Raw genomic sequence first — 21,497 nt, 5'->3', positions numbered from 1 at the left:
CGGACGGATCGCGATGACAACGGTGTGCTGTGGTGCCGCTTGGACGACGCCCCGGGGCGGGGGCGGCCCAACTTCGGGCAGATGCATCCGAGGCGGCAACGAGAGGCCCAGCTGGGGCGGTTGTGCCAGGTATGCGGCGGGCCGGCGAGCCGGACCTCGCGTGGATGGCTCTTTCTGATGCCGCTGCCCGACCCTTCCGTGTGGCGGAACCAACCCGGCTGGCCGGAGGGGGCTCACTCCACCAAACCGCCGCTGTGTGTGCGGTGCGCGGTCGACTCGGTGCGGTTGTGTCCCCACCTCGGGCGTCCCTTCGCCGTCCGGGTGCGGAAGGTCGCCCGGTACGGCGTGTTCGGAGGGTTCCTGTTGCCTGAGGCGGGAGGTGGTCTGAGGCCGCTACCCGGGGAGGAGTACCTGCCGTACGGGCATGCGGACGCACCGTTCTTCCTGGCGCAGCAACTCGTGGTGGAGCTGCGGCGTTGCACGCCGGTTGATCTCGGTGGCGAGGGGTGAGCCGGGCTCATCGGGTGACTCGGCCTCGGTCGGGTGTGGGGTCTCGCGGTGGGGGATGGTCAGTCGGCCGTTGTTCGGCCGCGGGCCAGGGTGTCGGTGAGGCGGGTCAGGAGGATGGGTTCGGGGGGTGGGGCGAGGCCCAACGCCCGCCCTGCGGCGTGGAGTCGGGTGGGGGCGACGGGCGTGGGGGCGGGGTGGCCCAGGCGTTCCGGCCAGTGGGGGGCGCCCAGCATCAGTTCCAGCGCCTCGCCCAGCGTGTCGGCGATCAGCGTGCTCTCGCCCTCGGCCGAGATATGGAGGACGGCGCCGTCGACCAGATGGTAGGTGCCGCCGGCGGCGGAGCCGGCGATGGCGGTGGGTGGCGCGTCGGGGGCGGTGCGGTCGATGTCGAAGTCGCACCCGCTGGCCAGCAGTTGGGCCAGGCCGGCGTCCCCCGCGATCCGGGCGAGCAGCGTCGCGTCGTCGGGTGGGCGCGGTGCGCCGAGGGCCCGGGCGGCGACCCGGAAGACCAGCTGGTCGGCCGAGCGCTTGTTGTCCTTGAGCAGGTGGAGCCGTTCGGGCCCGAACCAGTCGTAGGTCGGATGCTTGGCCCACTCAAGACGGGGGCGGGACAGATCGCCCGTCACCTCCACCACGAAGTCGGCCTCGTGGCGGTGGCCGAGGTCGTCGTCGCCGACCCAGGTCTCGACGCCGAGGAAACGGGCCACCCGCCGCACCCGCCAGCCGGTCTCCTCGGCGACCTCCCGGACCAGGGCGGTCAGCAGGGTCTCGCCCGGCTCCACATGGCCGCCGACCAGATCCCAGGTGTCGGGGAACAACCGCCGTTCGGGGGACCGGCGTTGGGCGAAGACGCGACCGCGTCCGTCCAGGATGGCGGCGCCGACCACCCAGCGCTCGCCGGCGGCCTGGGTGGGGAACCGCACCCCGGGGGCGATCTCCACGGCGTCGGCCGGGGAACGTTCCTTCACGGGGACTCCTTCTTGGCCAGGGACTCCTCGGCCAGGGAGTCCTCGGCCGCCTCGGCCGGGGTGCGCCCGGCGCCCGCCGCGTGCTCCCGCGCGAACGCCGCGGCGCCCAGCGCCGCCAGCGCCGCCTCGGCCGCGCGGTCGACATCCCACCGCTCGGCCGGCGGCAGCGGCGCGCCGACCGCCCGGCGCGCGGCGTCGGCCGCGCCGAGCAGCCGGGCCGCGCGGGCGGCCCGGCCGAGCCCGGCCTCGGCGCCGGCCAGCCCCTCCAGGGCCAGCGCCAGGGCGCGCGGATCGGCCACCGCCCGGGCCGCCAGATAGCCGGCGCGGTGCAGCCGCAGCGCCTCGGCGTACTGCCCGCGCAGCTCGGCGACATAGCCCAACTGCGCCTGGATGAAGGCCGTTCCGGCGGTGCCTTCCACCCGGCCCAGCCAGCGCAGCCAGGTGGTGAGCAGCTGCTCCGCCGCGTCCAGCCGGCCCTCCCGGCGGGCGACCAGGGCAAGGCCCGTCTCGGCGAACTCCTGCCCGGTCCGGTCGGAGCTCTCGATGGCCAGCCGTCTGGCCCGCTCCAACAGCCGTTCGGCGCCCGGGAGATCGCCGGTGAGCAGCGCCATCCGGCCGAGCCCGGAGAGCCGGGACGCCACCTCCGTCCACAGCCCCAGGCCCTCGGCGGCGGCGACATCCTCGCGCAGCCGGCGGGCCACCGCCGCGTAGTCGCCCCTGATCTCGTCCACCACCCACAGCGAGTAGCCCGCCTCAAGCCGCCCCCAGGCGTCGCCCAACGCGTCGAAGAGGGCCAGCGAACGACGCGCGTCGCGTTCCATCGCGGCCCGGTCGGCGTCCCCGATGGCGAGCCTGGCGCGCAGGCCGAGCGCCGCCGCCTCCCCCCAACGGTCGCCCAGCGTACGGAAGGTCGTCAGGGCCTGCCCGATCCGCTCGCGGTGCACGGCGGGATCGCCATAGGCCCAGGTCAGCAGCGAGAGGAACCACTGGGCATAGGCCCGGCCGGCCGGATCGTCCACCGCCGTCCAGCGCCGCAGCACCTCGTCGCCGCGCTCCACCGGGCCGGCGCCGGCCTCCGCGCCGAGGCCGCCGGAGAGCGCGACATACCAGGCCAGCGCGGTGTTGCGGGCCGTCTCCCCGGCCTCGCCCCGGACGGCCAGGGCCCGTTCCAGGGAACGTCTGGCCTCGCCGTGCCGGCCGCGCAGAAACCACCACCACGCCAGGGAGTCGACCAGCCGCAGCGCCTGGTCGGCCGCGCCGGCGCCGGCGGCCCAGTCCAGCGCGCCGCGCAGATTCGCCGTCTCGGCGTCCAACACCTCCATCCAGCGCCGCTGTTCCGGCCCGCGCAGCAGCGGCGCCGCGCGTTCGGCCAACGCCACGTAGTACGCGGCGTGTCGACGCCTGGCCTCCTCCACCTCGCCGGCCTCGCGCAGCCGCGCCAGGCCGTAGGCCGCCACCGACTCCAGCAGCCGGTAACGGCCGAGCGCCGGATCGGCGACCACCAGGGAACGGTCCACCAGCCGCGTCAGCACCTCCAGCACCGACCACTCGCCGGCCGCCACCTCCTCGGCGGCGGCCAGGCGCCAGCCGTCCTCGTGCACCGCGAGCCGGCGCAGCACGGTGCGCTCGGGCCCGGTCAGCGGCTCCCAACTCCAGTCCAGCACCGCGCGCAGCGTCCGCTGCCGGGCCGGCGCGTCCCTCGGGCCCGAGGCCAGCAGCGTGAACCTGTCGTCCAGCCGGGCCGCCAACTCCCCGATCTCCAGGGCCCGCACCCGGGTCGCCGCCAACTCCAGGGCCAGTGGCAGGCCGTCGAGCCGGCGGCAGATCGCGGCCACCGTCTCGACATTGCCCGGATGCACGGCGAAGCCGGGGGCCGCCGAGGCGGCGCGGGCCGCGAACAGCCGCACCGCGCTGTACTCGGCCGACGCCGCGCCGCCGGCCGGCGGCAGCTGCAGCGGCGGCACCGCGCGCAGCGTCTCGCCGCCGACGGACAGCGGCTCGCGGCTGGTCGCCAACACCCGTAGCCCGGGGGCCGCCGCCAGCAGCCGGGACACCAGGGCGGCCACCGGATCCAGCAGATGCTCGCAGTTGTCCAGCACCAGCAGCGCCCGGCGGGCGGCCAGCGCCCCGGCCAGCCGCTCCGGCAGCGGCGCGGCGCCGCCCGGCCCGGGCGTCTCCCGCACGCCCAACACCGCGGCCACCGCGTCCGGCACCGTGTCGGGGCCCTCGGCGGCCAGCTCGACCAGCCAGACGCCGTCGGGGAACGCGGCCGCCAGGCCCTCGGCCACCGCCAGCGCCAGCCGGGTCTTGCCGACGCCACCGGGACCGGTGAGCGTGACCAGCCGGGCGGTGGAGAGCGTGTCCGAGACCTCGACGATCGCGCGTTCGCGGCCGATCAGCTCATCGACCCGGGCCGGCAGATTGCCCGGCGGCCGGGCCGCGAGCGAGGCGTCATGGTGGAGCAACGACCGGTGCAGCGCGGCGAGTTCGGGGGAGGGATCGGCCCCCAGCTGCTCGGCGAGGCCGGTCCGCAGCGTCTCGTAGGCGGCCAGCGCCGCGTCCTGGCGGCCCGCCTGGTAGAGCGCCCGCATCCGCAGCCCGGCCAGCTGTTCGTGCAGCGGATGCCGGGCCAGCGGCTCGGCCAGCTCGGCGAGCACCGCCTCGTGGTCCCCGAGGGCGAGCCGCGCCGCCGCCCGGTCGGCGAGCGCGCCGAGCCGCAGCTCGTCCAGCCGGGCGATCACGGGGGCCAGCAGCGGCTGATCGGCGAAATCGGCGAACGCCGGGCCCCGCCACAGCCGCAACGCCCCGTCCAACGCCGCCAGTCGGGCCGCGGGCGCGGCGGCGGAACCGCCGGCCTCGGCGACGGCCGCGGCGAAGCCGCCCGCGTCGACGGCGGTCGGCGCGACCTCCAGGGCATAGCCCGACGGACGCCACACCACCAGCGATCTGCCGCCCGGCTCGGCCCGCTCAAGGGCGCCCCGCAGCTGGGAGACCCGCGCCTGGAGCGTGCCGGCGGCGGCACGCGGCGGACGGGAGCCCCACAGCTCCTCGATCAGCAGATCCCGGGAGACCGGCGCCCCGGGCTCCGCGAGCAGCAGCGCCAACAGCGCCCTGACCTTGGTGTCGGGGACCGGAACGCCCCGCCCCTGATCCGTCCACACGGCCAGTGGACCGAGCACCCCGAAACGCATCCACCCACCGTAACCGCCCCCACTGACAGTCCCGTGGCGCACCCGTGGCGATCCCGAAGCGCCGCCGCGCACAGTGCCGACAGCGGGAACGAGCCGGCCCCGCCGGCCCCGGAAAACCGAACGAGACGAGGAGAACCACCATGGCGACACGCGAGCCGGTCACCGTCATCGGGCTTGGCCCGATGGGCACCGCGATGGCCGAGTCCCTGCTGGCCGCCGGGCACCCCACCACCGTGTGGAACCGCACGGCCAGCAAGGCCGAGCCGCTGGTGGCGCGCGGCGCCACCCAGGCCGCCAGCCCCGAAGAGGCCCTGCGCGCCGGCGAGTTGATCGTGATCAGCCTGATCGACTATGCCGCGATGTACGACATCCTGAACACCGCGGGAGGGGCGCTCTCCGGCCGGGTGCTGGTCAACCTCAGCTCCGGCAGCCCCGAGGAACTGCGCCGGGCCGGCGGCTGGGCCGCCGAGCGTGGGGCACAGCTGGTCACCGGCGGGATCATGGTGCCGCCGCCCGGCGTAGGACAGCCCGGCGCCTATGTCTTCTACAGCGGGCCGGAGGCGCCGCTGCGCGCCCACGAGGAGGCGCTGGCCGTCCTGGGCCGGGTCGACCACATGGGCACCGACCACGGTCTGTCGATGCTCTACTACCAGGCCATGCTGACCCTCTTCACCGGGACGCTGGTCAGCCAGATGTACGCGACCGCGCTGGTCGCCTCGGGCGGCGACCGGCCGGACCGGCTCCACCCCTACGCGGCCGAACTGGTCGCCGGGCTCGCCGACGAGGGGCCGATGGGCTATCTGCGGATCGTCAGCGAGGAGCTGCAGGCCCGTTCCTACTCGGGGGAGGAGAACAGCCTCCACATGCAGGCGGCCAGCGCGCGGCATGTGGAGGAGGCCTACCGGGAGGCCGGCCTCGACGCCGAACTGCCGCGCGCCATCCGCCGGCTGTTCGAACGCGCGGTGGACGCGGGACACGGTCACCACAGCCTGACCGCGTCCTACGAGGTGATCGAGAAGCCGCCGGCGCCGAGCGCCGACTGACCGGGGGGCGGGCGCGGGTCAGCCCAGGCCGAGCCGCGCCGTCCTGGCCCTGGCCACCGCGTCCTCGTCGCCCTCCAACTCCACCCGGGCCACGTCCTGCCGGCCGAAGGCGAACATCAGCAGCTCACCCGGCTCGCCGGTGACCGTCACCACCGGGGTGCCCTTGTGCGCCACCACGGTCTGCCCGTTGGGCCGGCGCAGCACCAGACCGACCGGGCTGCGCCGGCCCATGATCCGGCCGGCCGTCTCCAGGCGCTTCCACAGCGCGTCCGAGAAGACCGGATCCAGCGACCTCGGCTCCCAGTCGGGCTGGGCCCGGCGGATGTCCTCGCCGTGGACATAGAACTCCACGACATTGGCGGCCTCGTCGATCTGCTTGAACGAGAACGGGGACATCCGCGGCGGGCCCGTCCTGATCAGCTGCAGCAGCTCGTCGTAGGGCCGGGCCGCGAACTCGTCCCGCACCCGCTCCCCCCGGGCCGCGAGCGGCTTGATGATCACCCCGCCCGCCGCGTCCGCCCGGCGCTCCCGCACCACCAGATGCGCGGCGAGGTCACGGGTGGTCCAGCCGTCGCACAGGGTGGGGGCCTCGGGGCCCGAACTCTCCAACAGATCGGCGAGCAGTAGGCGTTCACGCTTGGCATGGGTAGACATGCGCCCAAGCCTAGGCGGTGTCCGGTCGTTTCCCCTGTTGCACCGGGGTTCCGGGGTTCGGGGTTTCCGGGGTCGCGGGTTCTCCGGGGTTCCCGCGACGGTTCCCGCGATTCCCCGGTTTCCGGGGTCGCCCCGGCGGAACCGGGCCCGGGCGTCGGCGGGGCAGAATGGGGGCATGTCCAGCACCCAGTCGCCCCGACTCGATCCCGCCATCGCCGCGCGGCTCAAGCGCGACCCCCAGGGCCTCTTCCCCGCGATCGCGCAGCAGTACGACACCGGCGAGGTGCTGATGCTGGGCTGGATGGACGACGAGGCCCTGCGGCGCACCCTGGTCACCGGACGCTGCACCTACTGGAGCCGCAGCCGCCGCGAGTACTGGGCCAAGGGCGACACCTCCGGCCATGTGCAGACGGTCAAGTCCGTGGCGCTGGACTGCGACGGGGACACGGTGCTGGTCCGCGTCGACCAGACGGGCGGCGCCTGCCACACCGGGGACCGCACCTGCTTCGACGCCGACGAACTCCCGCTGGGCGAGCGGGCCCAGGAGATCGCCCGGGGCCACGAGATCGCCTAGGGTCAGGGGCCATGACGACTGAGGACATCGACCGCTTTCGGGTGCTCGCCAAGGAGCGGCGGGTCATCCCGGTGACCCGTCGCCTGCTCGCCGACGGCGACACCCCGGTCGGTCTGTACCACAAGCTGGCCGCCGGCCGCCCCGGCACCTTCCTGCTGGAGTCGGCGGAGAACGGCCGCACCTGGTCGCGTTACTCGTTCATCGGGGTGCGCGGCGCGGCCACGCTCACCGTGCGGGACGGGCGGGCCCACTGGGTGGGACGGCCGCCGGCCGGGGTGCCGGCCGGGGGCGATCCGCTCGATGTGCTGCGGGAGACGCTGCGGGTGCTGCACACCCCGCGCGATCCCGAACTGCCCCCGTTCACCGGCGGCATGGTCGGCTACCTCGGCTATGACGTGGTCCGCCGGCTCGAGTCCGTCGGCGACTCCACCGTCGACGATCTGCGGCTCCCCGAGTTGACCATGCTGCTCGCCGCCGATCTCGCCGTGCTCGACCACCGCGACGGCACCGTGCTGCTGATCGCCAACGCCTTCAACGACGCGGCGGCTTCCGGCGCCCCCGACGACGAGCGGGTGGTGGCGATCCACGCGGACGCCGTGGCCCGCCTCGACGCGATGGCCGCCGATCTGGCCCGGCCCCTCGCGCTGCCCGCCGTCGAACTGCCGGCCAGCGAACTGCCCACGTTCACCGCGCGCTCGGGCGGCGCCCGCTACCGGGCGGCGGTCGAGGCGGCCAAGGAGTACATCAGGGCCGGCGACGCCTTCCAGGTGGTGCCCTCACAGCGGTTCGACGCGCCCTGCACGGCCAGCGCCCTGGACGTCTACCGGGTGCTGCGCACCACCAACCCGAGCCCCTACATGTACCTCTTCCGGTTCGCCGGCGACGAGGCGGCCGGCGAGAGCGGGTTCGACGTGGTCGGCTCCAGCCCCGAGGCGCTGGTCAAGGTCGCGGACGGGCGCGCCATGCTGCACCCCATCGCCGGCACCCGGCCGCGCGGCGCGACGCCGGGGGAGGACGCGGCGCTGGGCGAGGAGCTGCTGGCCGACCCCAAGGAGCGGGCCGAGCACCTGATGCTGGTCGACCTCGGCCGCAACGACCTCGGCCGGGTCTCGGTGCCCGGCACGGTCGAGGTGGTGGACTTCATGACGGTGGAGCGCTACAGCCATGTGATGCATATCGTCTCCACGGTCACCGGGCAGCTGGCCGAGGGGCGCACCGCCTTCGACGCGCTCACCGCCTGCTTCCCGGCCGGCACCCTTTCCGGGGCGCCCAAGCCGCGCGCCATGGAGATCATCGAGGAGCTGGAGCCCACCAGGCGCGGCGTCTACGCCGGCTGCGTCGGCTACCTGGACTTCGCCGGTGACGCCGACACCGCGATCGCCATCCGCACCGCCGTGCTGCGCGACGGGGTCGCCCATGTCCAGGCGGGCGCCGGGGTGGTCGCCGACTCCGACCCGGTCGCCGAGGACACCGAGTGCGCCAACAAGGCGGCGGCCGTTCTCAGGGCGGTGGCCACGGCGGGAAAGCTGCGCGGTAGCGTGGAGGGGTGACCCCTGACCCCTCCCACAGCCCCAGCGCCAGGGCGACGCGTCGGGCGCTCGGCCTGGCGCTGCTGTTCGGCGCCGCCGGGGCCGCCGTCGTCCTGATCTCGGCGGGGCAGACCTGGGGCGAGGGCGACGCCCAGGGCGGCGGCGCCGAACTGCCGGTGACGGCCAGCGGCAGCGCGGTGTCCGGACTGCCCAGCGCGCTGGCCCTCGTCGGTCTCGCCGCGCTGGTCGCGGTGTTCGCGGTGCGCGGAACGGGCCGGGTGGTCGTCGCCTCCGCGTTGGCGCTCAGCGGCGCGGGATCGATCGGCGCGGCGCTGCTCGGCGCCGGCGACACCAAGGCGCTGGACCGGGTGGCGGTGGACACCATCGGCATCACCGATGTCGCCGTCACCTCGGTGAGCCACACCGGTTGGCCCTGGCTCTCGGCGGTGGGCGGCCTGTTGCTGCTGTGCGCCGGGCTGCTGGCGTTGAGCTACGGGCGGCACTGGCCGTCCATGTCCAGCAGGTACGAGCGGGCCGGACGGTACGAGCGCGGCGGGCGCGCGCCGAGCGACCCGGACCGGCCCGAGGACATCTGGCGGGCCCTGGACCGGGGCGAGGACCCCACCTAGACCCCACCCAGGACTGTCGGTGTGGCCTGCCACAATGGAAGGCGGGCGAGGGAGACACCCACTCAAAACCTTCCGTTCGTCGTTTCGTTTTTCGAGGAGCACACAGCATGGCGGGCCACTACCACCACGGAAACACCCCTGCCGCCTGGACCGGGGTGATCATCGCTTTCATCGGGTTCTGCGTCTGCAGCTACTTCACCGTTGTCGCGCAGCCGTGGGGCGTCGCCGCCGGTGGCGCGGTGCTCCTGCTGGCCTGTGTGGTCGGCCTGGTGATGCGCTCGATGGGCCTCGGCCAGGAGCCGGCCGTCTCCCGGAGCCCGGGCGCGGCGCAGCTCGCGGCCGGCGGGTCGGCCGACATCCCGGCGCAGGCCGCCGGCGAGCCGGAGCGGGCCGCCGCCAACTGACCCGCCCTACCAGCCCCACCCGGCCTCGTCGGCCGACCCGTTCGGGCCGTCGCCCGGCGGGGCGAGCCGGCGGGGGCGCCCCGGCCGTGGTGAGACTGGTCACATGCGGCAGCGGCTGTCCCGGCTCGGTCCACCCCTGGCCGCCGTCGCCCTGCTGGGCGCGGCGGTCGGCTATGTCGCGCGGGTCGATCCCGGGCAGCCGGGGAACTACACGCCCTGCCCGCTGCTGACCCACCTCGGCCTGCACTGCCCCGGCTGCGGCGGGCTGCGCGCCACCCATGCACTGGCGCACGGCGACTGGGCGTCGGCTTTCGGCCACAACGCGCTGCTGGTCCTCGCCGCCGTGGCGGTGACGCTCGGACTGCTCGACTGGACGCTGCGCGCGGTCGCCGGTCGGCCACCCCGCCGGCCGACCCCGGGGCGCCGCGCCGGCTGGGCCGCCGTCGTACTGGTGGCCGTCTTCACCGCGCTGCGGAACCTCGGCCCGTTCTCGGCCCTCCGCCCCTGACCCGCGGGTTCATGGGCCGGCTGGCCCCCTGACCTGCGCGGACGGTGCGGTTTCCGGCGTCGGGACGAGGGGGTTCCGGCCCGCCTCGGGCGGGTGGTACGGGTGTCGGCGGTGCCCGATACTATCGATGGGGATTGCCCTCCCCACACCGACAGGAAGGGGCCGGTCGCGTGAGTGTGCTCGACGAGATCATCGACGGAGTCCGAGCCGACCTCGCCGAGCGGCAGGCACATGTCCCCCTCGACGAGCTGAAGGAACGCGCGGCTGCCGCCCCACCGGCCAAGGACGGTGTCGCGGCGCTCAAGGGCGACAGCGTCACGGTGATCTGCGAGGTGAAGCGCTCCAGCCCGTCCAAGGGCGCGCTGGCCGCGATCGCCGATCCGGCGGGCCTGGCCGCCGACTACGAGGCCGGCGGCGCCGCGGCCATCTCCGTCCTCACCGAGCAGCGCCGGTTCGGCGGCTCGCTCGCCGATCTCGGCGAGGTGCGCGCCCGGGTGGACATCCCGGTGCTGCGCAAGGACTTCGTGGTCACCGCCTACCAGCTGTGGGAGGCCCGCGCGCACGGCGCCGACCTGGTCCTGCTGATTGTCGCCGCGCTGGAGCAGCCGGCGCTGGTCTCGCTGGTCGAGCGCGCCGAGTCCATCGGTCTCACCCCGCTGGTCGAGGTGCACGACGAGGACGAGGTGGAGCGCGCCGTGGACGCGGGCGCCCGGATCATCGGGGTGAACGCGCGCAATCTGAAGACCCTTGAGGTGGACCGCTCCACCTTCGAGCGGGTGGCTCCCGAGATCCCCAACGGCATCGTCCGGGTCGCCGAGTCCGGGGTGCGCGGCCCGCACGATCTCATCGCCTACGCCAACGAGGGCGCCGACGCCGTGCTGGTCGGCGAGTCCCTGGTCACGGGCAAGAACCCGCGCGCCGCCGTCGCCGATCTGGTCGCCGCCGGCGCCCACCCGGCGCTGCGTCAGGGGCGCTGAGGAGCGATGGTTTCCGGACACCCGTACGGCACGCCGAGGCGCGGCACCCCGCCGCCCGCCGGCGGGATCGCGGCGCGCGGCGCGCGAGGCGCCCGCCCGCGTGGCTGCCGTGCGCCCGGTCGTCGGGTGTTGGGCCGTCGGGTGCGGTACCACATCGGCGCCGAGCCCGGGCAGGTGCGCGGCCGCCGATGGCCGGCCGCCCCGGGCCCGGGTGCGTTCCGCCTCGGCTGACGCACTCCGGCACCCCGTGCCCGTGCGGTCGCACGCCCCCGCGCGCCAGCGCTGACGGGCGCGGCCGCGCGCACCGGTGCGCCCGTTCACCCGAGCCACCCCCGGGTGCCCCGACACCCCCGCACGCTTCCGGGCCGAGCGCCCGCCGCATGCGAGGGTTGTCCGCTCCCGCCCTTCTTCTTCCTGCTTCTTCTTTCTGTTCGTCTGGGAAGGCACAGAGATCGATGCCCGCTGACTACTTCTTTCCCGACCCCGACGGTGGGGTGCCCGACGCGCGGGGCTACTTCGGCGCGTTCGGCGGCACCTTCGTCCCCGAGGCCCTGCGCTCGGCCATGGACGAGGTCGCCGCCGAGTACGAGAAGGCGCGGAACGACCCCGCGTTCCTCGCCGAGCTCGACGATCTGATGGTCAACTACGCGGGCCGCCCGAGCCCGTTGACCGAGGTGCCCAGGTTCGCCGAACAGGCCGGCGGCGCCCGGGTGTTCCTCAAGCGTGAGGACCTCAACCACACCGGCTCGCACAAGATCAACAACGTGCTGGGGCAGGCCCTGCTCACCCGCCGGATGGGCAAGACCCGGGTGATCGCCGAGACCGGCGCCGGCCAGCACGGCGTGGCCACGGCCACCGCCTGCGCCCTCTTCGGGCTGCGCTGCACCATCTACATGGGCGAGGTCGACACCGAGCGGCAGGCCCTGAACGTCGCCAGGATGCGGATGTTGGGCGCCGAGGTGATCGCGGTCTCCTCGGGCAGCCGCACCCTGAAGGACGCCATCAACGAGGCGTTCCGCAACTGGGTCGCCACCGTCGACGAGACCCACTACCTCTTCGGCACGGCCGCGGGACCGCACCCGTTCCCGGCCCTGGTGCGGGACTTCCACCGGGTCATCGGGGTGGAGGCCAGACGGCAGATCCAGGAGCGCGTCGGGCGGCTGCCGGACGCGGTGGTCGCCTGTGTGGGCGGCGGATCCAACGCGATCGGCCTCTTCCACGCCTTCATCCCGGACGCGGGCGTCCGCCTGGTGGGCTGCGAGGCGGCCGGGCACGGCGTGGACTCCGGCGAGCACGCGGCGACGCTGACCGCCGGCGAACCCGGTGTGCTGCACGGCTCGCGTTCCTATGTGCTGCAGGACGACGAGGGGCAGATCACCGAGCCCTACTCGATCTCGGCCGGTCTCGACTATCCGGGGATCGGTCCCGAGCACTCCTATCTCAAGGACAGCGGGCGCGGCGAGTACCGGCCCGTCACGGACGCCCAGGCCATGGAGGCGCTGCGGCTGCTGTCCCGCACCGAGGGCATCATTCCGGCCATCGAGAGCGCCCACGCGCTGGCCGGCGCCCTCGAAGTCGGCCGGGAACTCCAGCGGGAGAAGGGCCCCGAGGCCGTCCTGGTGGTCAACCTCTCCGGGCGCGGCGACAAGGACATGGACACCGCCGCCCGTTACTTCGGGCTCTACGACGGCGAGGAGAACGACCGGTGAGCGGCAATCTGAGGCTGCTGGAAGCGGCGTTGGCGGGGGCGCGCGCCGAGGGGCGCGCGGCGCTGATCGGCTACTACCCGGCCGGTTTCCCCAGCGTGGACGCGGGGATCCGCGCCACGGTGGCCATGGTCGAGGGCGGCTGCGACATCATCGAGGTGGGACTGCCGCACAGCGACCCGGTGTTGGACGGCCCGGTCATCCAGACCGCCGACGACATCGCCCTGCGCGGCGGGGTGCGGATCGCCGACGTGCTGCGCACGGTGCGCGAGCTGCACGCGGCCACCGGTGTGCCGGCGCTGGTGATGACCTACTGGAACCCGGTGGACCGTTACGGTGCCGAGCGGTTCGCCGCCGAGCTCGCCGAGGCGGGCGGGGCCGGCTGCATCCTGCCCGACCTGCCGGTCGAGGAGTCCGACGGCTGGCGCAAGGCCGCCGAACAGCACGGTCTGGCCACGGTGTTCGTGGTCGCGCCCAGTAGCGGCGACGAACGGCTGGCCACCATCACGGCGGCCGGCAGCGGCTTTGTCTACGCGGCCTCGCTGATGGGGGTCACCGGCGGTCGGGCCGCCGTCAGCCGGGGCGCGGCCGGTCTGGTGGCGCGGACCAGGGAGACCACCGAACTGCCGGTCTGTGTCGGCCTCGGGGTCTCCAACGGCGCCCAGGCGGCGGAGGTCGCCGGGTTCGCCGACGGGGTGATCGTCGGTTCCGCCTTTGTCCAGGCGGTGCTGGACCGGCTGGCGGACGAGCCGGCCGCCATCGAACAACTGCGGGCGCTGACCCGCGAGTTGGCCGACGGGGTACGCGCCGGACGCTGACCGGGAGCCGGGGCGCTGACGGCTGGTCAGCGCCCCGGCTGTCGGTGGCTGCGGGTACAGTCGGGCCATGGGGAACGAGGGGACCTCGGCCGATCTGCCGTGGCAGCCGCCGACGAGCGTGGAGCAACAGCTCTATGACGCCGGCCTGAACAGCGACTGGACGCGTTACTTCGAGGTGCTGGCCGGCACGGATCTCTTTCTGCCGATGTCCAGGGAGTTGGCGGACGCGGTGCCGGGTCGGCTGCGGTTCAGCCCGTTCCAGCATCCGGAGGTCAAGGGCACCTGCCTGCCGGTGTACACCCGGGGCATGCTGCCGCCGCCCGCGGCCGACCAGATCTTCGAGCGCTGTGAGCTGGCCGATCTCGCCAAGGGCTGGCCGCGCCCGGCGCGTTGGCTCGCCGTCAACCCGGGCACCCCGGTGGAGACGTTTCTGCCCGCCGATCCGCGCAAGTGGAAGCGGCGGGCGAAGAACAGCGCGGCCGAGAGCCAGCTGAAGACGCTCTGGACGGGCCATCGCGCCGGTCCGATGGCGCACGGCCTGGCCTGCGGGGCCCTGCTGATGGTCAACAACGGCGCCATCTGGAACCACCTGGGCTGGCAGTCCGGCGGCTACTCGGAGGAGAAGGAGCTGCTGCGGGCCTGGTGGAGCGTCACCAGCAGGGCCCAGTGGCTGGAGATCCTGGAGCGCCTGCTGAAGGGCGAACTGATATCCCCGGCCTGGGAGTTCGTGCTCCGGGTGCGGCAGGCGATGATCCAGGAGTACGGTGCGGTGCCCGATCCGGTCGCCTGGCGGGAGGCCGCCGAGCGGGTGCTGCTCTCCCGCACCGCCGAGGTGGTGGACCGCACGGGCAAGCCCCCCGAGTTCGATCTGGACGCCGATATCGCCCTGGCCCACCAGCTGATCGGCCAGGTGCTGCGCTATGAGGCGCGGTTCCGCGCCGACGGTCTGATGGCGGCGGACGAATGCGTCCGTTCCGTTCTCGCCTGGGACTTCGGCCGCGCCTCCTGCATGGCGCGCTGGGGCCTCGGCGCCCGCCTCGGCGAGCTGGCCGAGACGGAGCGCGCGGTGCTGCACGCCAGCGAGGGCGCCCGGCAGGTGTACCAGTCCTGGGGGGACTACGCCACCGGCTACATCCTGGGGCGCTGTCTGCACTTCGACAGCGAGGAGTTCGGCGACTGGTACACGGAGATGGTCACGGTCTTCCGGATCCTGACCACCGATCCGGAGAGCCCCTGGCTGAGCGTCCCCTGGGAACACCCGGCGGTGGATCTCACGGAACGCTGACGCGCGGCGCCGGCTCCCACGGTGTCGGGCCCCCGCTGACTAGCGTGTCCGCTATGCGTGTATTGGTCACTGGCGGAGCCGGTTTCATCGGCTCCCATATCGTTCAAGCCCTGCTGGCCGCCGGCCATGAGCCGACGGTGCTCGACATCCTGCCGCCGCAAGCCGCCGGCGCCCCGGCCGAAGTGCCCTGGATCCGCGCCGACGTGCGGGACGCCCAGGCCCTGGCCGGCGCCCTGCCGGGCATGGCGGCGGTCTGTCATCAGGCCGCGATGGTCGGCCTGGGCAAGGACTTCACCGACGCCCCCGAGTATGTCTCCGTCAACGACCTGGGCACCGCCCGGCTGTTGGCGGCCATGGCCGAGGTCGGGGTGCGCGATCTGGTGCTGGCCGGGTCCATGGTGGTCTACGGCGAGGGCCGCTACGACTGCGCCCGACACGGGCAGGTCCGCCCGGGCCCGCGCCGGGTGGCGGAGTTGGACGCCGGCCGCTTCGAACCGCCCTGCCCCGAATGCGGGGCGCCGCTCTCGCCCGGGCTGGTCGACGAGGAGGATCCGGTCGATCCCCGGAGCGTCTACGCGGCCACCAAACTGGCCCAGGAGAACCTGGCGGCGGCCTGGGCCAGGGATGTCGGCGGCCGGGCGATCAGCCTGCGCTACCACAACGTCTACGGCGACCGGATGCCGCGCGACACGCCCTACGCCGGCGTCGCGGCGTTCTTCCGTTCGGCGCTGGAGGCGGGCCGCCCGCCCCGGGTCTTCGAAGACGGCGCGCAGCGGCGGGACTTCGTCCATGTCACGGATGTGGCCCGGGCCAATGTCGCGGCGCTCGGCGCGCTGGCCGACCGTCCGGCGGGGAGCGCGCGGGCCTACAACGTCGGCAGCGGGCAGCCGCACACCGTGGGCGAGATGGCCGCCGCCCTGGCCGAGGCGCGCGGCGGCCCCGCGCCCGTGGTCACCGGCGAGTACCGACGGGGCGACGTTCGGCATATCACCGCCTCATCGGCTCGGCTGCAGAAGGAACTGGACTGGTCCCCCCGCGTCGCCTTCGCCGACGGGGTGACGCGTTTCGCCACCGCCCCGCTGCGTTCCCGCTGAGCAACGGCGGTGGCGCCGCCGGTCGTTGACGGCCCGTTGGCCGGGGTGTCGACGAACCCGGGGCTCTGCGCGGAGGAGTGAGCGCCGGCGCGTGTCCCCGGGGCGGCGCGCCGGCGTGTCATCTGTTCGAGACCGCCCCCGCCGGGAACGTCAGCCCGGCTCCCCGAAAACCACCGGATCGGGTGGCCGGCCGGCGCGTTGCTCCCGCGCCGCCCGCCGGGAACCCGCCGGGCTGCCACACTCCTCCCGCCATCCGCGACGGTCGCCCGGCCGGATGCGAACACCGGGATTCATCAGCACTGTTGCCCCGATATACGTTGTTTGTCTTTGTACGGTATGCCGGGTGAGTAACCATTCATCCGCGCGGGGCGACGTGGTGCTGCCCTGCCTGAACGAGGCCGAGGCCCTTCCCTGGGTCCTCGACCGCATCCCTGACGGCTGGAACGCCGTCGTGGTGGACAACGGCTCCACGGACGACTCGGCCCGTATCGCCGAAAAGCTGGGCGCGCGCGTGGTGTTCGAACCACGCCGTGGCTTCGGCGCCGCCTGCCACGCCGGACTCCGCGCCGCCACGGCCGAACTGGTGGCGTTCTGCGACTGCGACGCCTCCCTCGACCCCGGCGAGCTGCCCCGGGTGGCCACCCCGGTGGTCGACGGCGAGGCCGATCTGGTGCTGGCCAGACGTCAGCCCACCCGAAGAGGGGCCTGGCCGCTGCACGCCCGCGTCGGCAACCAGGCGCTCTCCCGGCTGGTGCGTCGCCGCACGGGCCTGAGACTCCACGATCTCGGCCCGATGCGGGTGGCCCGCAGAACCGACCTGCTGGCGCTCGACCTCACCGACCGGCGCAGCGGCTATCCGCTGCAGATGGTGGTGCACGCGGCCGACGCCGGCTGGCGGGTCGCCGAGACCGAGGTGCCCTATCTGCCCCGCGTCGGCACCTCCAAGGTGACCGGCACCTGGCGCGGCACCTGGCACGCCGTTCACGACATGCGGGAGGTACTCCGATGACCCGTCCGGCCACGACCCTGTTGGTCATCGCCAAGGAGCCGCTGCCCGGCCGGGTCAAGACCCGGCTCACCCCGCCGTTCAGCCCGGCCGAGGCCGCCCGCATCGCGGCGGCGGCCCTGGCCGACACCCTCGCCGCCCTGCTCCTGGTGCCGGCCGCGCGCCGCGTCCTGGTCCTCGACGGCCGCCCGGGCCCCTGGCTGCCCCCCGGATACCTGGTGGTTCCGCAGTGCGCCGGCGGCCTCGACCAGCGGATCGCCGCCGCGTTCGCCGGGTGTACCGGGCCCACCCTGTTGGTGGGCATGGACACACCGCAGCTGACCCCGCAGCTGCTGGCCCCGGCGACCGGACCCGACAGCTGGCCGCCGGGGCGCGCCTGGTTCGGCCCGGCCGATGACGGCGGGTTCTGGGCGCTCGGCATGGCCGAACCCCGCCCCGAACTGGTGCGCGGAGTACCGATGTCCACCGCCCGCACCGGCGCGGAACAGCGCCGCCGGCTGCTGGCGGCCGGGCTCGACGTCCGGGAACTGCCGTCGCTGTGCGACGTCGACACGGCCCGGGACGCGGAACGGGTCGCCGCCGCGCACCCGGACGGCCGGTTCGCGGCGACGCTCGCCGCACTGGCCGCCGGCCCCGGGCGACAGCCGGTCGGCGCGGCCGCCCACGAGGGAGGGGGACGATGACCACCGTCACCACCACCCCCGCGTGGTCCACCGACCTCTACACGCTGGCCCTGCGCACCGGCCGTGGCCCGCTGTTCCTGCGCGCCGCCAACGGGCACCGGCTCCGCCTCGACGTCGAACGCTGGTGCCAACGGCCCGACGCCGCCGACCGCACCGTGCTGGAACGCTGCGCGGGCAGCGTCCTCGACATCGGCTGCGGCCCGGGGCGGATGGTCGCGGCGCTGGCCCGCCGGGCCAGCCCGGCGCTGGGCATCGACACCGCACGCGCCGCCGTCCAGCGGACCAGGGCCAGGGGCGGCGCCGCGCTGCTGCGCTCCGTCTTCGACGTGCTGCCCGACGAGGGCCGCTGGGACAGCGTGCTGCTGATGGACGGCAACGTGGGCATCGGCGGCGACCCGCTGGCCCTGCTCCACCGCGTCGGCCAACTGCTCACCCCCGGCGGCCTGTTGCTGGTCGAAGCGGCACAGTCCGAGGTGGACGAACGGTTCGACGCCTGGCTCGACGACGACCAGGGGGGCACCAGCCCGGCGTTCCCCTGGGCCAGGGTCGGCGTCGACGCCCTGCGCGGCCGCGCTGAGGCCGCCGGCTGGACCACGGTCGCCCGCTGGTCCACCCACTCCCGCCCCTTCCTCGCCCTCCGCCACGGCCTTGCCGGCCCGGCCCTCGCGGCGCCCCCCACCGCGCGGGCATCGGGCTGACCCACCGGGACGGCGGGGCCCGGTCCCGGACCGTGTGGGTCGGGCCCCGCCGGCCTTCGTTACTGGTGCGGGAGCCGCACCGTCGTGACGGTTCGAGCGGCGGCGCCATGGGCGCCGTGGCCCGGGTCAGCGCGGTGGTCGCCCTCGTCGGCCCGCACCGCGCCAGCGGGGTTCGCGCCAGCGGCGCCAGCGGATCAGCACCACCGCCAGGGCCACGGCGGTCAGGGAGATCAGGAGGCCGCGTGGGTAGTCGAGGGGGAGCGAGGTGGGGTAGCGGGCGGAGTCGGCGCGCAGCAGTGGGGGGAGGGCCACCAGGAACAGCGCGCCCGCCGTGAGCAGGCCGCCGCGCAGCGGCCCGCGCCAGCGGCCCGCCGTGGGGAGGGCGAACCCGATCAGCAGTACCAGCGGGGCCAGCAGCAGATCGTGCGCCGGCAGCGTCCCCAGCAACCAGCCGGCCACCTGCCCGGGGGTGCCGTCCGCCGTGTCGACCCACAGCAGCCGCACCCCCACGCCGATCAGCAGCAGGCCCAGCCCGCCCGCCGTCAGCCGAGTCACCGTCATCCCCTCACCCCGTCACCTCGATGGTCCCGACCCATTTCGTCTGCCACACCCCGGGTCGGTTGGGCGCGATGATCCGGGCCGGGAAGCCATGGTCCAGGCTCAGCACCTGCCCGTTGAGGCGCAGCGCCAGCAGGGTCAGCGGATCGGCCGCGTACTGGCCCGGCATCTCCATCACCCGGTAGCTCCCCGTGGTCTGCGCGGAGCGCACCCGCACCGAGGTCCGTGCCGGCGCGCCGGCCAGCTCCAGCAGGTCGCGCAGCCGCACCCCCGTCCACTCCGCCGAGGCGCTCCAGCCCTCCACACAGGCGATGGGCAGCCGCGCCGTGTGCTGGCGCAACGCGCCCAGTTCGGCCAGCGAGAGGGTGTACTCCAACGGGCCCAGCACCCGCAGCCGCCACCGTTCGGACGTCAGCTCGGCACGGTCGACGCCGGCGGCCGCCGCCGTCCGGTTGATCGGCAGGCCCTGCGTCCCATGGTCGGGATCGCGCGGCGCCAACAGGACGAACGGGCGCAACGGCGGGAACGTCTGCCCCGCCGTCACCACCGTCACCGCGCCCACCCCGGCGACCACACCGCGCAGCAGCGACCTGCGGTCGGCCGATTCCGGATCGGCCGGATCGCGCCGCCAGTGCCGGGCGATCAGCGGCAGGCGCACCGCCACATGCAGCAGCACCGAGCCGACCAGCACCCAGGCCAACGCGTAGTGCACCGGCTTGAAGGAGAACGGCCACGGATACCACTGCGCGATGTTGACCAGCCCGATCAGCACCTCCAGCAGCCCGACCGACACCAGCACGGCCACCGAGAGCCGATCCAGCGCATGCGGCACCGAACGCACCGGCGGCCGGACCCAGAGCCGGGGGTAGACGGTCCAGAGCTTCGCCAACAGCAGCGGGACCAGGGCGATCCCGGTGGCCACATGGAGGCCCTGGCTCACCCGGTAGCCCCATACCGGGCGGGTCGGCAGATGCGGCGCCAGCCAGCCGGGCGGCGTCTGCAGACCGTGGCTGACCAGCCCGGTGAGGAAGCAGACCAGCACCCCGACGCCCAGCAGCCGCCCCACCGCCGTCGCCGTCCGCGCGTCGTGCAACCGCCCCCGGAAGCGGGGCCACGGGCGGCGCGGCCCCGGCGCGACCTTCACCAGCTGGTCCGGTACACATGGTTGACGGTGACCGCCATCACCACCTGGGCCGCCAGCCACCAGCGGGCCCGGTTCGGCGGCAACAGCGCCGTCGCCGGCAGCGTCCAGACCACGAACGGCAGCCAGATCCGTTCCGTCTCCGCCTTGCTCATCCCGGAGAGATCCGCGATCAGCAGCGCGGCCAGCGCCGAAGCCACCAGCACCACCAACGCGCCGGTGCCCCGCGCCGGACGCCGCTCGGCCGTCAGATCCCGCAGCCCGCCGGGCAGCCGGGGCGCCCAGTGCCGCAGCCCCGCCACCGTGGCCAGGCCGACCGTCAACACCTGGGCCGCCACGTTCGCCCAGACGAAATACCCGTAGGGGCGCTGGCCGCCCGCGCCCGCGTAGTAGCGCTCCACCAGCACCTGGTAACCCTCGTACCACCAGAAGCCGTTGGCCGTGAAGAGCGTCACCCAGGCCGCGACGCCCAGCAGCACATAGGGCAGCGGCCGCCACTCCCGGGTCAGCACCAGCACCGCCACCCCGACCAGCGCCATCAGCGTCAACCCGTAGGACAGATAGACCAACCAGCCGAAGAACAGACCGGAGCCGAGCGCCGCCCAGCGCCACCGGCGGCCCGGCGACCGCCGCCACACGCAGGCCAGGGTCAGCAGCGCCACCGCCCAGGCGGCCACCGCCGCGAAGTAGGCGTCGGCCGAGACCCCGAGCCAGACCGCCGCCGGCGCCAGCACCAGAAACGGCGCCGCGCGCCTGGCCAGCCGCTCGCCGCTGAGCGCCCGCACCGTGAGCAGCACGGCGGCCGGCACGCTGGCCGCCCAGAGGACACAGAACAGCGAGGCCCAGGTGCCGCCGGAGAGCCCGATCCGGTCCAGCAGGACGAACGTCAGCGTCGCCCCCGGCGGATGACCCGCCACATGCGCCGGCCAGTTGTCGGGCGCGTCGATGGGGATCTGGTACACGAAGGTGTCCAGGAAGTGGCCCAGGGACGGCAGCGCGTTGATGTCGTCGACCGAGCGCAGGTACTCGTGCTTGGTCTCCAGATTGTTGGTCACCCCGCGCCGCCAGCCGTCGATCGACGCCAGCGCGAGCAGCCAGCCGACCGAGCCCGCCCAGGTGCCGAGCAGCAGCCAACGCCAGGGCAGTCGCCGGGCCAGCGTCGGGCCGTAGAGCACCCCGAGGCCGGCGAGCAGCAGCGCCGGCACCGTGCCGGGGCCGATATGCGGCGCCCAACTGGCCAGCAGCGGCGGGGACTGCAGCCGCAGCCGGTCCCCGTCGTTGATGGCGGTGCCCAGCACCGCCGAGAGGGCGAACAGCAGCGCCGCGCAGCCGGCCGCGACCAGCTCCCCGCGTACCCCCGGCCGCGGGGGCCCGGACGGCGGAGGCGGCGGGGGGGCAGGGACGGCTTCCCGTGGAGGGGACGGAGGGGCGGGGGAGGACACTTTCTCGGGCATCACACCAGGAGGAACGAGGCCGGACGCCTCCCGTCACCTGCGCCGATCGTTGCGCGTGGCGTTCGGG

21 protein-coding genes are annotated in these 21,497 nt (G+C 74.6%); 15 read left to right on the top strand and 6 right to left on the bottom strand.

Going from position 1 to position 21,497, the window contains the following annotated elements; genetic code table 11:
• Positions 1 to 569: 569 nt before the first annotated feature.
• Both AOM46_RS33190 and AOM46_RS15210 read right to left on the bottom strand, forming a co-directional pair.
• Entirely contained in the window at positions 570 to 1,478 is a 909-nt protein-coding gene (locus AOM46_RS33190; protein WP_234313790.1) for an NUDIX hydrolase, read from the bottom strand.
• On the bottom strand, positions 1,475 to 4,669 hold the full coding sequence (locus AOM46_RS15210) for a BTAD domain-containing putative transcriptional regulator (RefSeq protein WP_062211411.1): 3,195 nt from the start codon (positions 4,667 to 4,669) through the stop codon (positions 1,475 to 1,477). Before AOM46_RS15210 ends, AOM46_RS33190 begins: the two co-directional genes overlap by 4 nt.
• A gap of 140 nt (positions 4,670 to 4,809) precedes the next feature.
• Here AOM46_RS15210 and AOM46_RS15205 point away from each other — a divergent pair, with 140 nt between their 5' ends.
• Positions 4,810 to 5,712 (top strand): NAD(P)-dependent oxidoreductase, encoded by a 903-nt coding sequence (locus AOM46_RS15205; RefSeq protein WP_062211407.1) that lies wholly within the window; start codon positions 4,810 to 4,812, stop codon positions 5,710 to 5,712.
• An 18-nt stretch (positions 5,713 to 5,730) separates the two neighbouring features.
• Here AOM46_RS15205 and AOM46_RS15200 read toward each other — a convergent pair whose 3' ends face one another.
• Positions 5,731 to 6,366 carry a TIGR03085 family metal-binding protein gene (locus AOM46_RS15200; protein WP_062211404.1) on the bottom strand — a complete coding sequence of 212 codons (636 nt, stop codon included), beginning with the start codon at positions 6,364 to 6,366 and terminating at the stop codon, positions 5,731 to 5,733.
• Positions 6,367 to 6,541: 175 nt separating this feature from the next.
• Here AOM46_RS15200 and hisI point away from each other — a divergent pair, with 175 nt between their 5' ends.
• The 14 genes from hisI to AOM46_RS15135 all read left to right on the top strand — a co-directional run bounded on the left by hisI (position 6,542) and on the right by AOM46_RS15135 (position 18,277).
• Positions 6,542 to 6,940, top strand: coding sequence for a phosphoribosyl-AMP cyclohydrolase (gene hisI / locus AOM46_RS15195; RefSeq protein ID WP_062211401.1), 399 nt, complete (start codon positions 6,542 to 6,544; stop codon positions 6,938 to 6,940).
• Positions 6,941 to 6,951: 11 nt separating this feature from the next.
• On the top strand, positions 6,952 to 8,490 hold the full coding sequence (locus AOM46_RS15190; RefSeq protein WP_062211398.1) for an anthranilate synthase component I: 1,539 nt from the start codon (positions 6,952 to 6,954) through the stop codon (positions 8,488 to 8,490).
• Positions 8,487 to 9,098: a TIGR02234 family membrane protein gene (locus tag AOM46_RS15185; RefSeq protein ID WP_062211395.1), complete on the top strand. Its 612-nt coding sequence runs from the start codon at positions 8,487 to 8,489 to the stop codon at positions 9,096 to 9,098. The genes AOM46_RS15190 and AOM46_RS15185 overlap by 4 nt, the downstream gene beginning before the upstream one ends.
• 107 nt (positions 9,099 to 9,205) lie before the next feature.
• Positions 9,206 to 9,502 (top strand): HGxxPAAW family protein, encoded by a 297-nt coding sequence (locus tag AOM46_RS35360; protein ID WP_062211392.1) that lies wholly within the window; start codon positions 9,206 to 9,208, stop codon positions 9,500 to 9,502.
• Positions 9,503 to 9,605: 103 nt separating this feature from the next.
• Complete coding sequence (locus AOM46_RS15175; protein WP_067226241.1) at positions 9,606 to 10,010, top strand: DUF2752 domain-containing protein; 405 nt, start codon at positions 9,606 to 9,608, stop codon at positions 10,008 to 10,010.
• A gap of 170 nt (positions 10,011 to 10,180) precedes the next feature.
• Entirely contained in the window at positions 10,181 to 10,987 is an 807-nt protein-coding gene (trpC, locus tag AOM46_RS15170; protein ID WP_062211389.1) for an indole-3-glycerol phosphate synthase TrpC, read from the top strand.
• A gap of 6 nt (positions 10,988 to 10,993) precedes the next feature.
• Positions 10,994 to 11,218, top strand: coding sequence for a tryptophan biosynthesis modulator TrpM (gene trpM, locus AOM46_RS35355; RefSeq protein ID WP_078856845.1), 225 nt, complete (start codon positions 10,994 to 10,996; stop codon positions 11,216 to 11,218).
• Between the two features lie 224 nt (positions 11,219 to 11,442).
• Positions 11,443 to 12,696 (top strand): tryptophan synthase subunit beta, encoded by a 1,254-nt coding sequence (gene trpB / locus AOM46_RS15165; protein ID WP_062211386.1) that lies wholly within the window; start codon positions 11,443 to 11,445, stop codon positions 12,694 to 12,696.
• Positions 12,693 to 13,511: a tryptophan synthase subunit alpha gene (trpA, locus tag AOM46_RS15160; protein ID WP_062211384.1), complete on the top strand. Its 819-nt coding sequence runs from the start codon at positions 12,693 to 12,695 to the stop codon at positions 13,509 to 13,511. Before trpB ends, trpA begins: the two co-directional genes overlap by 4 nt.
• A 67-nt stretch (positions 13,512 to 13,578) precedes the next feature.
• The gene (locus tag AOM46_RS15155) at positions 13,579 to 14,796 is read left to right on the top strand and encodes a DUF1266 domain-containing protein (RefSeq protein WP_062211381.1); all 1,218 of its coding nucleotides are present in this window, start codon (positions 13,579 to 13,581) and stop codon (positions 14,794 to 14,796) included.
• Between the two features lie 53 nt (positions 14,797 to 14,849).
• A complete protein-coding gene (locus AOM46_RS15150) occupies positions 14,850 to 15,890 on the top strand; it encodes an NAD(P)-dependent oxidoreductase (protein WP_062211378.1) in 1,041 nt (346 codons plus the stop codon).
• A 343-nt stretch (positions 15,891 to 16,233) separates the two neighbouring features.
• On the top strand, positions 16,234 to 16,899 hold the full coding sequence (locus AOM46_RS15145) for a glycosyltransferase family 2 protein (protein ID WP_062211376.1): 666 nt from the start codon (positions 16,234 to 16,236) through the stop codon (positions 16,897 to 16,899).
• Positions 16,896 to 17,579, top strand: a complete 684-nt coding sequence (locus AOM46_RS15140; RefSeq protein WP_062211369.1) for a DUF2064 domain-containing protein — start codon at positions 16,896 to 16,898, stop codon at positions 17,577 to 17,579. Before AOM46_RS15145 ends, AOM46_RS15140 begins: the two co-directional genes overlap by 4 nt.
• A complete protein-coding gene (locus AOM46_RS15135; RefSeq protein ID WP_062211367.1) occupies positions 17,576 to 18,277 on the top strand; it encodes a bifunctional 2-polyprenyl-6-hydroxyphenol methylase/3-demethylubiquinol 3-O-methyltransferase UbiG in 702 nt (233 codons plus the stop codon). The genes AOM46_RS15140 and AOM46_RS15135 overlap by 4 nt, the downstream gene beginning before the upstream one ends.
• A gap of 126 nt (positions 18,278 to 18,403) precedes the next feature.
• Here the strand turns inward: AOM46_RS15135 and AOM46_RS15130 are convergent, their stop codons facing one another.
• From AOM46_RS15130 to AOM46_RS15120, 3 genes are read right to left on the bottom strand one after another with little or no spacing between them, the layout of a single operon-like run.
• Positions 18,404 to 18,838 carry a hypothetical protein gene (locus tag AOM46_RS15130; RefSeq protein ID WP_067226238.1) on the bottom strand — a complete coding sequence of 145 codons (435 nt, stop codon included), beginning with the start codon at positions 18,836 to 18,838 and terminating at the stop codon, positions 18,404 to 18,406.
• A 4-nt stretch (positions 18,839 to 18,842) separates the two neighbouring features.
• Positions 18,843 to 19,979 (bottom strand): molybdopterin-dependent oxidoreductase, encoded by a 1,137-nt coding sequence (locus AOM46_RS15125; protein WP_062211365.1) that lies wholly within the window; start codon positions 19,977 to 19,979, stop codon positions 18,843 to 18,845.
• Positions 19,976 to 21,430 carry a hypothetical protein gene (locus AOM46_RS15120; protein WP_370592716.1) on the bottom strand — a complete coding sequence of 485 codons (1,455 nt, stop codon included), beginning with the start codon at positions 21,428 to 21,430 and terminating at the stop codon, positions 19,976 to 19,978. Before AOM46_RS15120 ends, AOM46_RS15125 begins: the two co-directional genes overlap by 4 nt.
• Positions 21,431 to 21,497: the final 67 nt, after the last annotated feature.

Origin of the sequence: Streptomyces sp. NBRC 109706 (genome assembly GCF_000974485.1) — a bacterium.
GTDB lineage: Bacteria > Actinomycetota > Actinomycetes > Streptomycetales > Streptomycetaceae > Streptomyces.
The sequence above is the reverse complement of the archived record's forward strand: the minus strand, read 5'-3'. Positions and strand labels throughout refer to the sequence as shown.

Bases quoted from the DNA above. Each gene is read 5' to 3' on its own strand.
- trpB (WP_062211386.1), top strand. From the start codon at position 11,443: ATGCCCGCTGACTACTTCTTTCCCGACCCCGACGGTGGGGTGCCCGAC.
- AOM46_RS15140 (WP_062211369.1), top strand. From the start codon at position 16,896: ATGACCCGTCCGGCCACGACCCTGTTGGTCATCGCCAAGGAGCCGCTG.
- AOM46_RS15130 (WP_067226238.1), bottom strand. From the start codon at position 18,838: ATGACGGTGACTCGGCTGACGGCGGGCGGGCTGGGCCTGCTGCTGATC.
- hisI (WP_062211401.1), top strand. From the start codon at position 6,542: ATGTCCAGCACCCAGTCGCCCCGACTCGATCCCGCCATCGCCGCGCGG.
- AOM46_RS15210 (WP_062211411.1), bottom strand. From the start codon at position 4,669: ATGCGTTTCGGGGTGCTCGGTCCACTGGCCGTGTGGACGGATCAGGGG.
- AOM46_RS15135 (WP_062211367.1), top strand. From the start codon at position 17,576: ATGACCACCGTCACCACCACCCCCGCGTGGTCCACCGACCTCTACACG.
- AOM46_RS15205 (WP_062211407.1), top strand. From the start codon at position 4,810: ATGGCGACACGCGAGCCGGTCACCGTCATCGGGCTTGGCCCGATGGGC.
- AOM46_RS15155 (WP_062211381.1), top strand. From the start codon at position 13,579: ATGGGGAACGAGGGGACCTCGGCCGATCTGCCGTGGCAGCCGCCGACG.
- AOM46_RS15190 (WP_062211398.1), top strand. From the start codon at position 6,952: ATGACGACTGAGGACATCGACCGCTTTCGGGTGCTCGCCAAGGAGCGG.
- trpM (WP_078856845.1), top strand. From the start codon at position 10,994: ATGGTTTCCGGACACCCGTACGGCACGCCGAGGCGCGGCACCCCGCCG.
- AOM46_RS15120 (WP_370592716.1), bottom strand. From the start codon at position 21,430: ATGCCCGAGAAAGTGTCCTCCCCCGCCCCTCCGTCCCCTCCACGGGAA.
- AOM46_RS35360 (WP_062211392.1), top strand. From the start codon at position 9,206: ATGGCGGGCCACTACCACCACGGAAACACCCCTGCCGCCTGGACCGGG.
- AOM46_RS15200 (WP_062211404.1), bottom strand. From the start codon at position 6,366: ATGTCTACCCATGCCAAGCGTGAACGCCTACTGCTCGCCGATCTGTTG.
- AOM46_RS15150 (WP_062211378.1), top strand. From the start codon at position 14,850: ATGCGTGTATTGGTCACTGGCGGAGCCGGTTTCATCGGCTCCCATATC.
- AOM46_RS15175 (WP_067226241.1), top strand. From the start codon at position 9,606: ATGCGGCAGCGGCTGTCCCGGCTCGGTCCACCCCTGGCCGCCGTCGCC.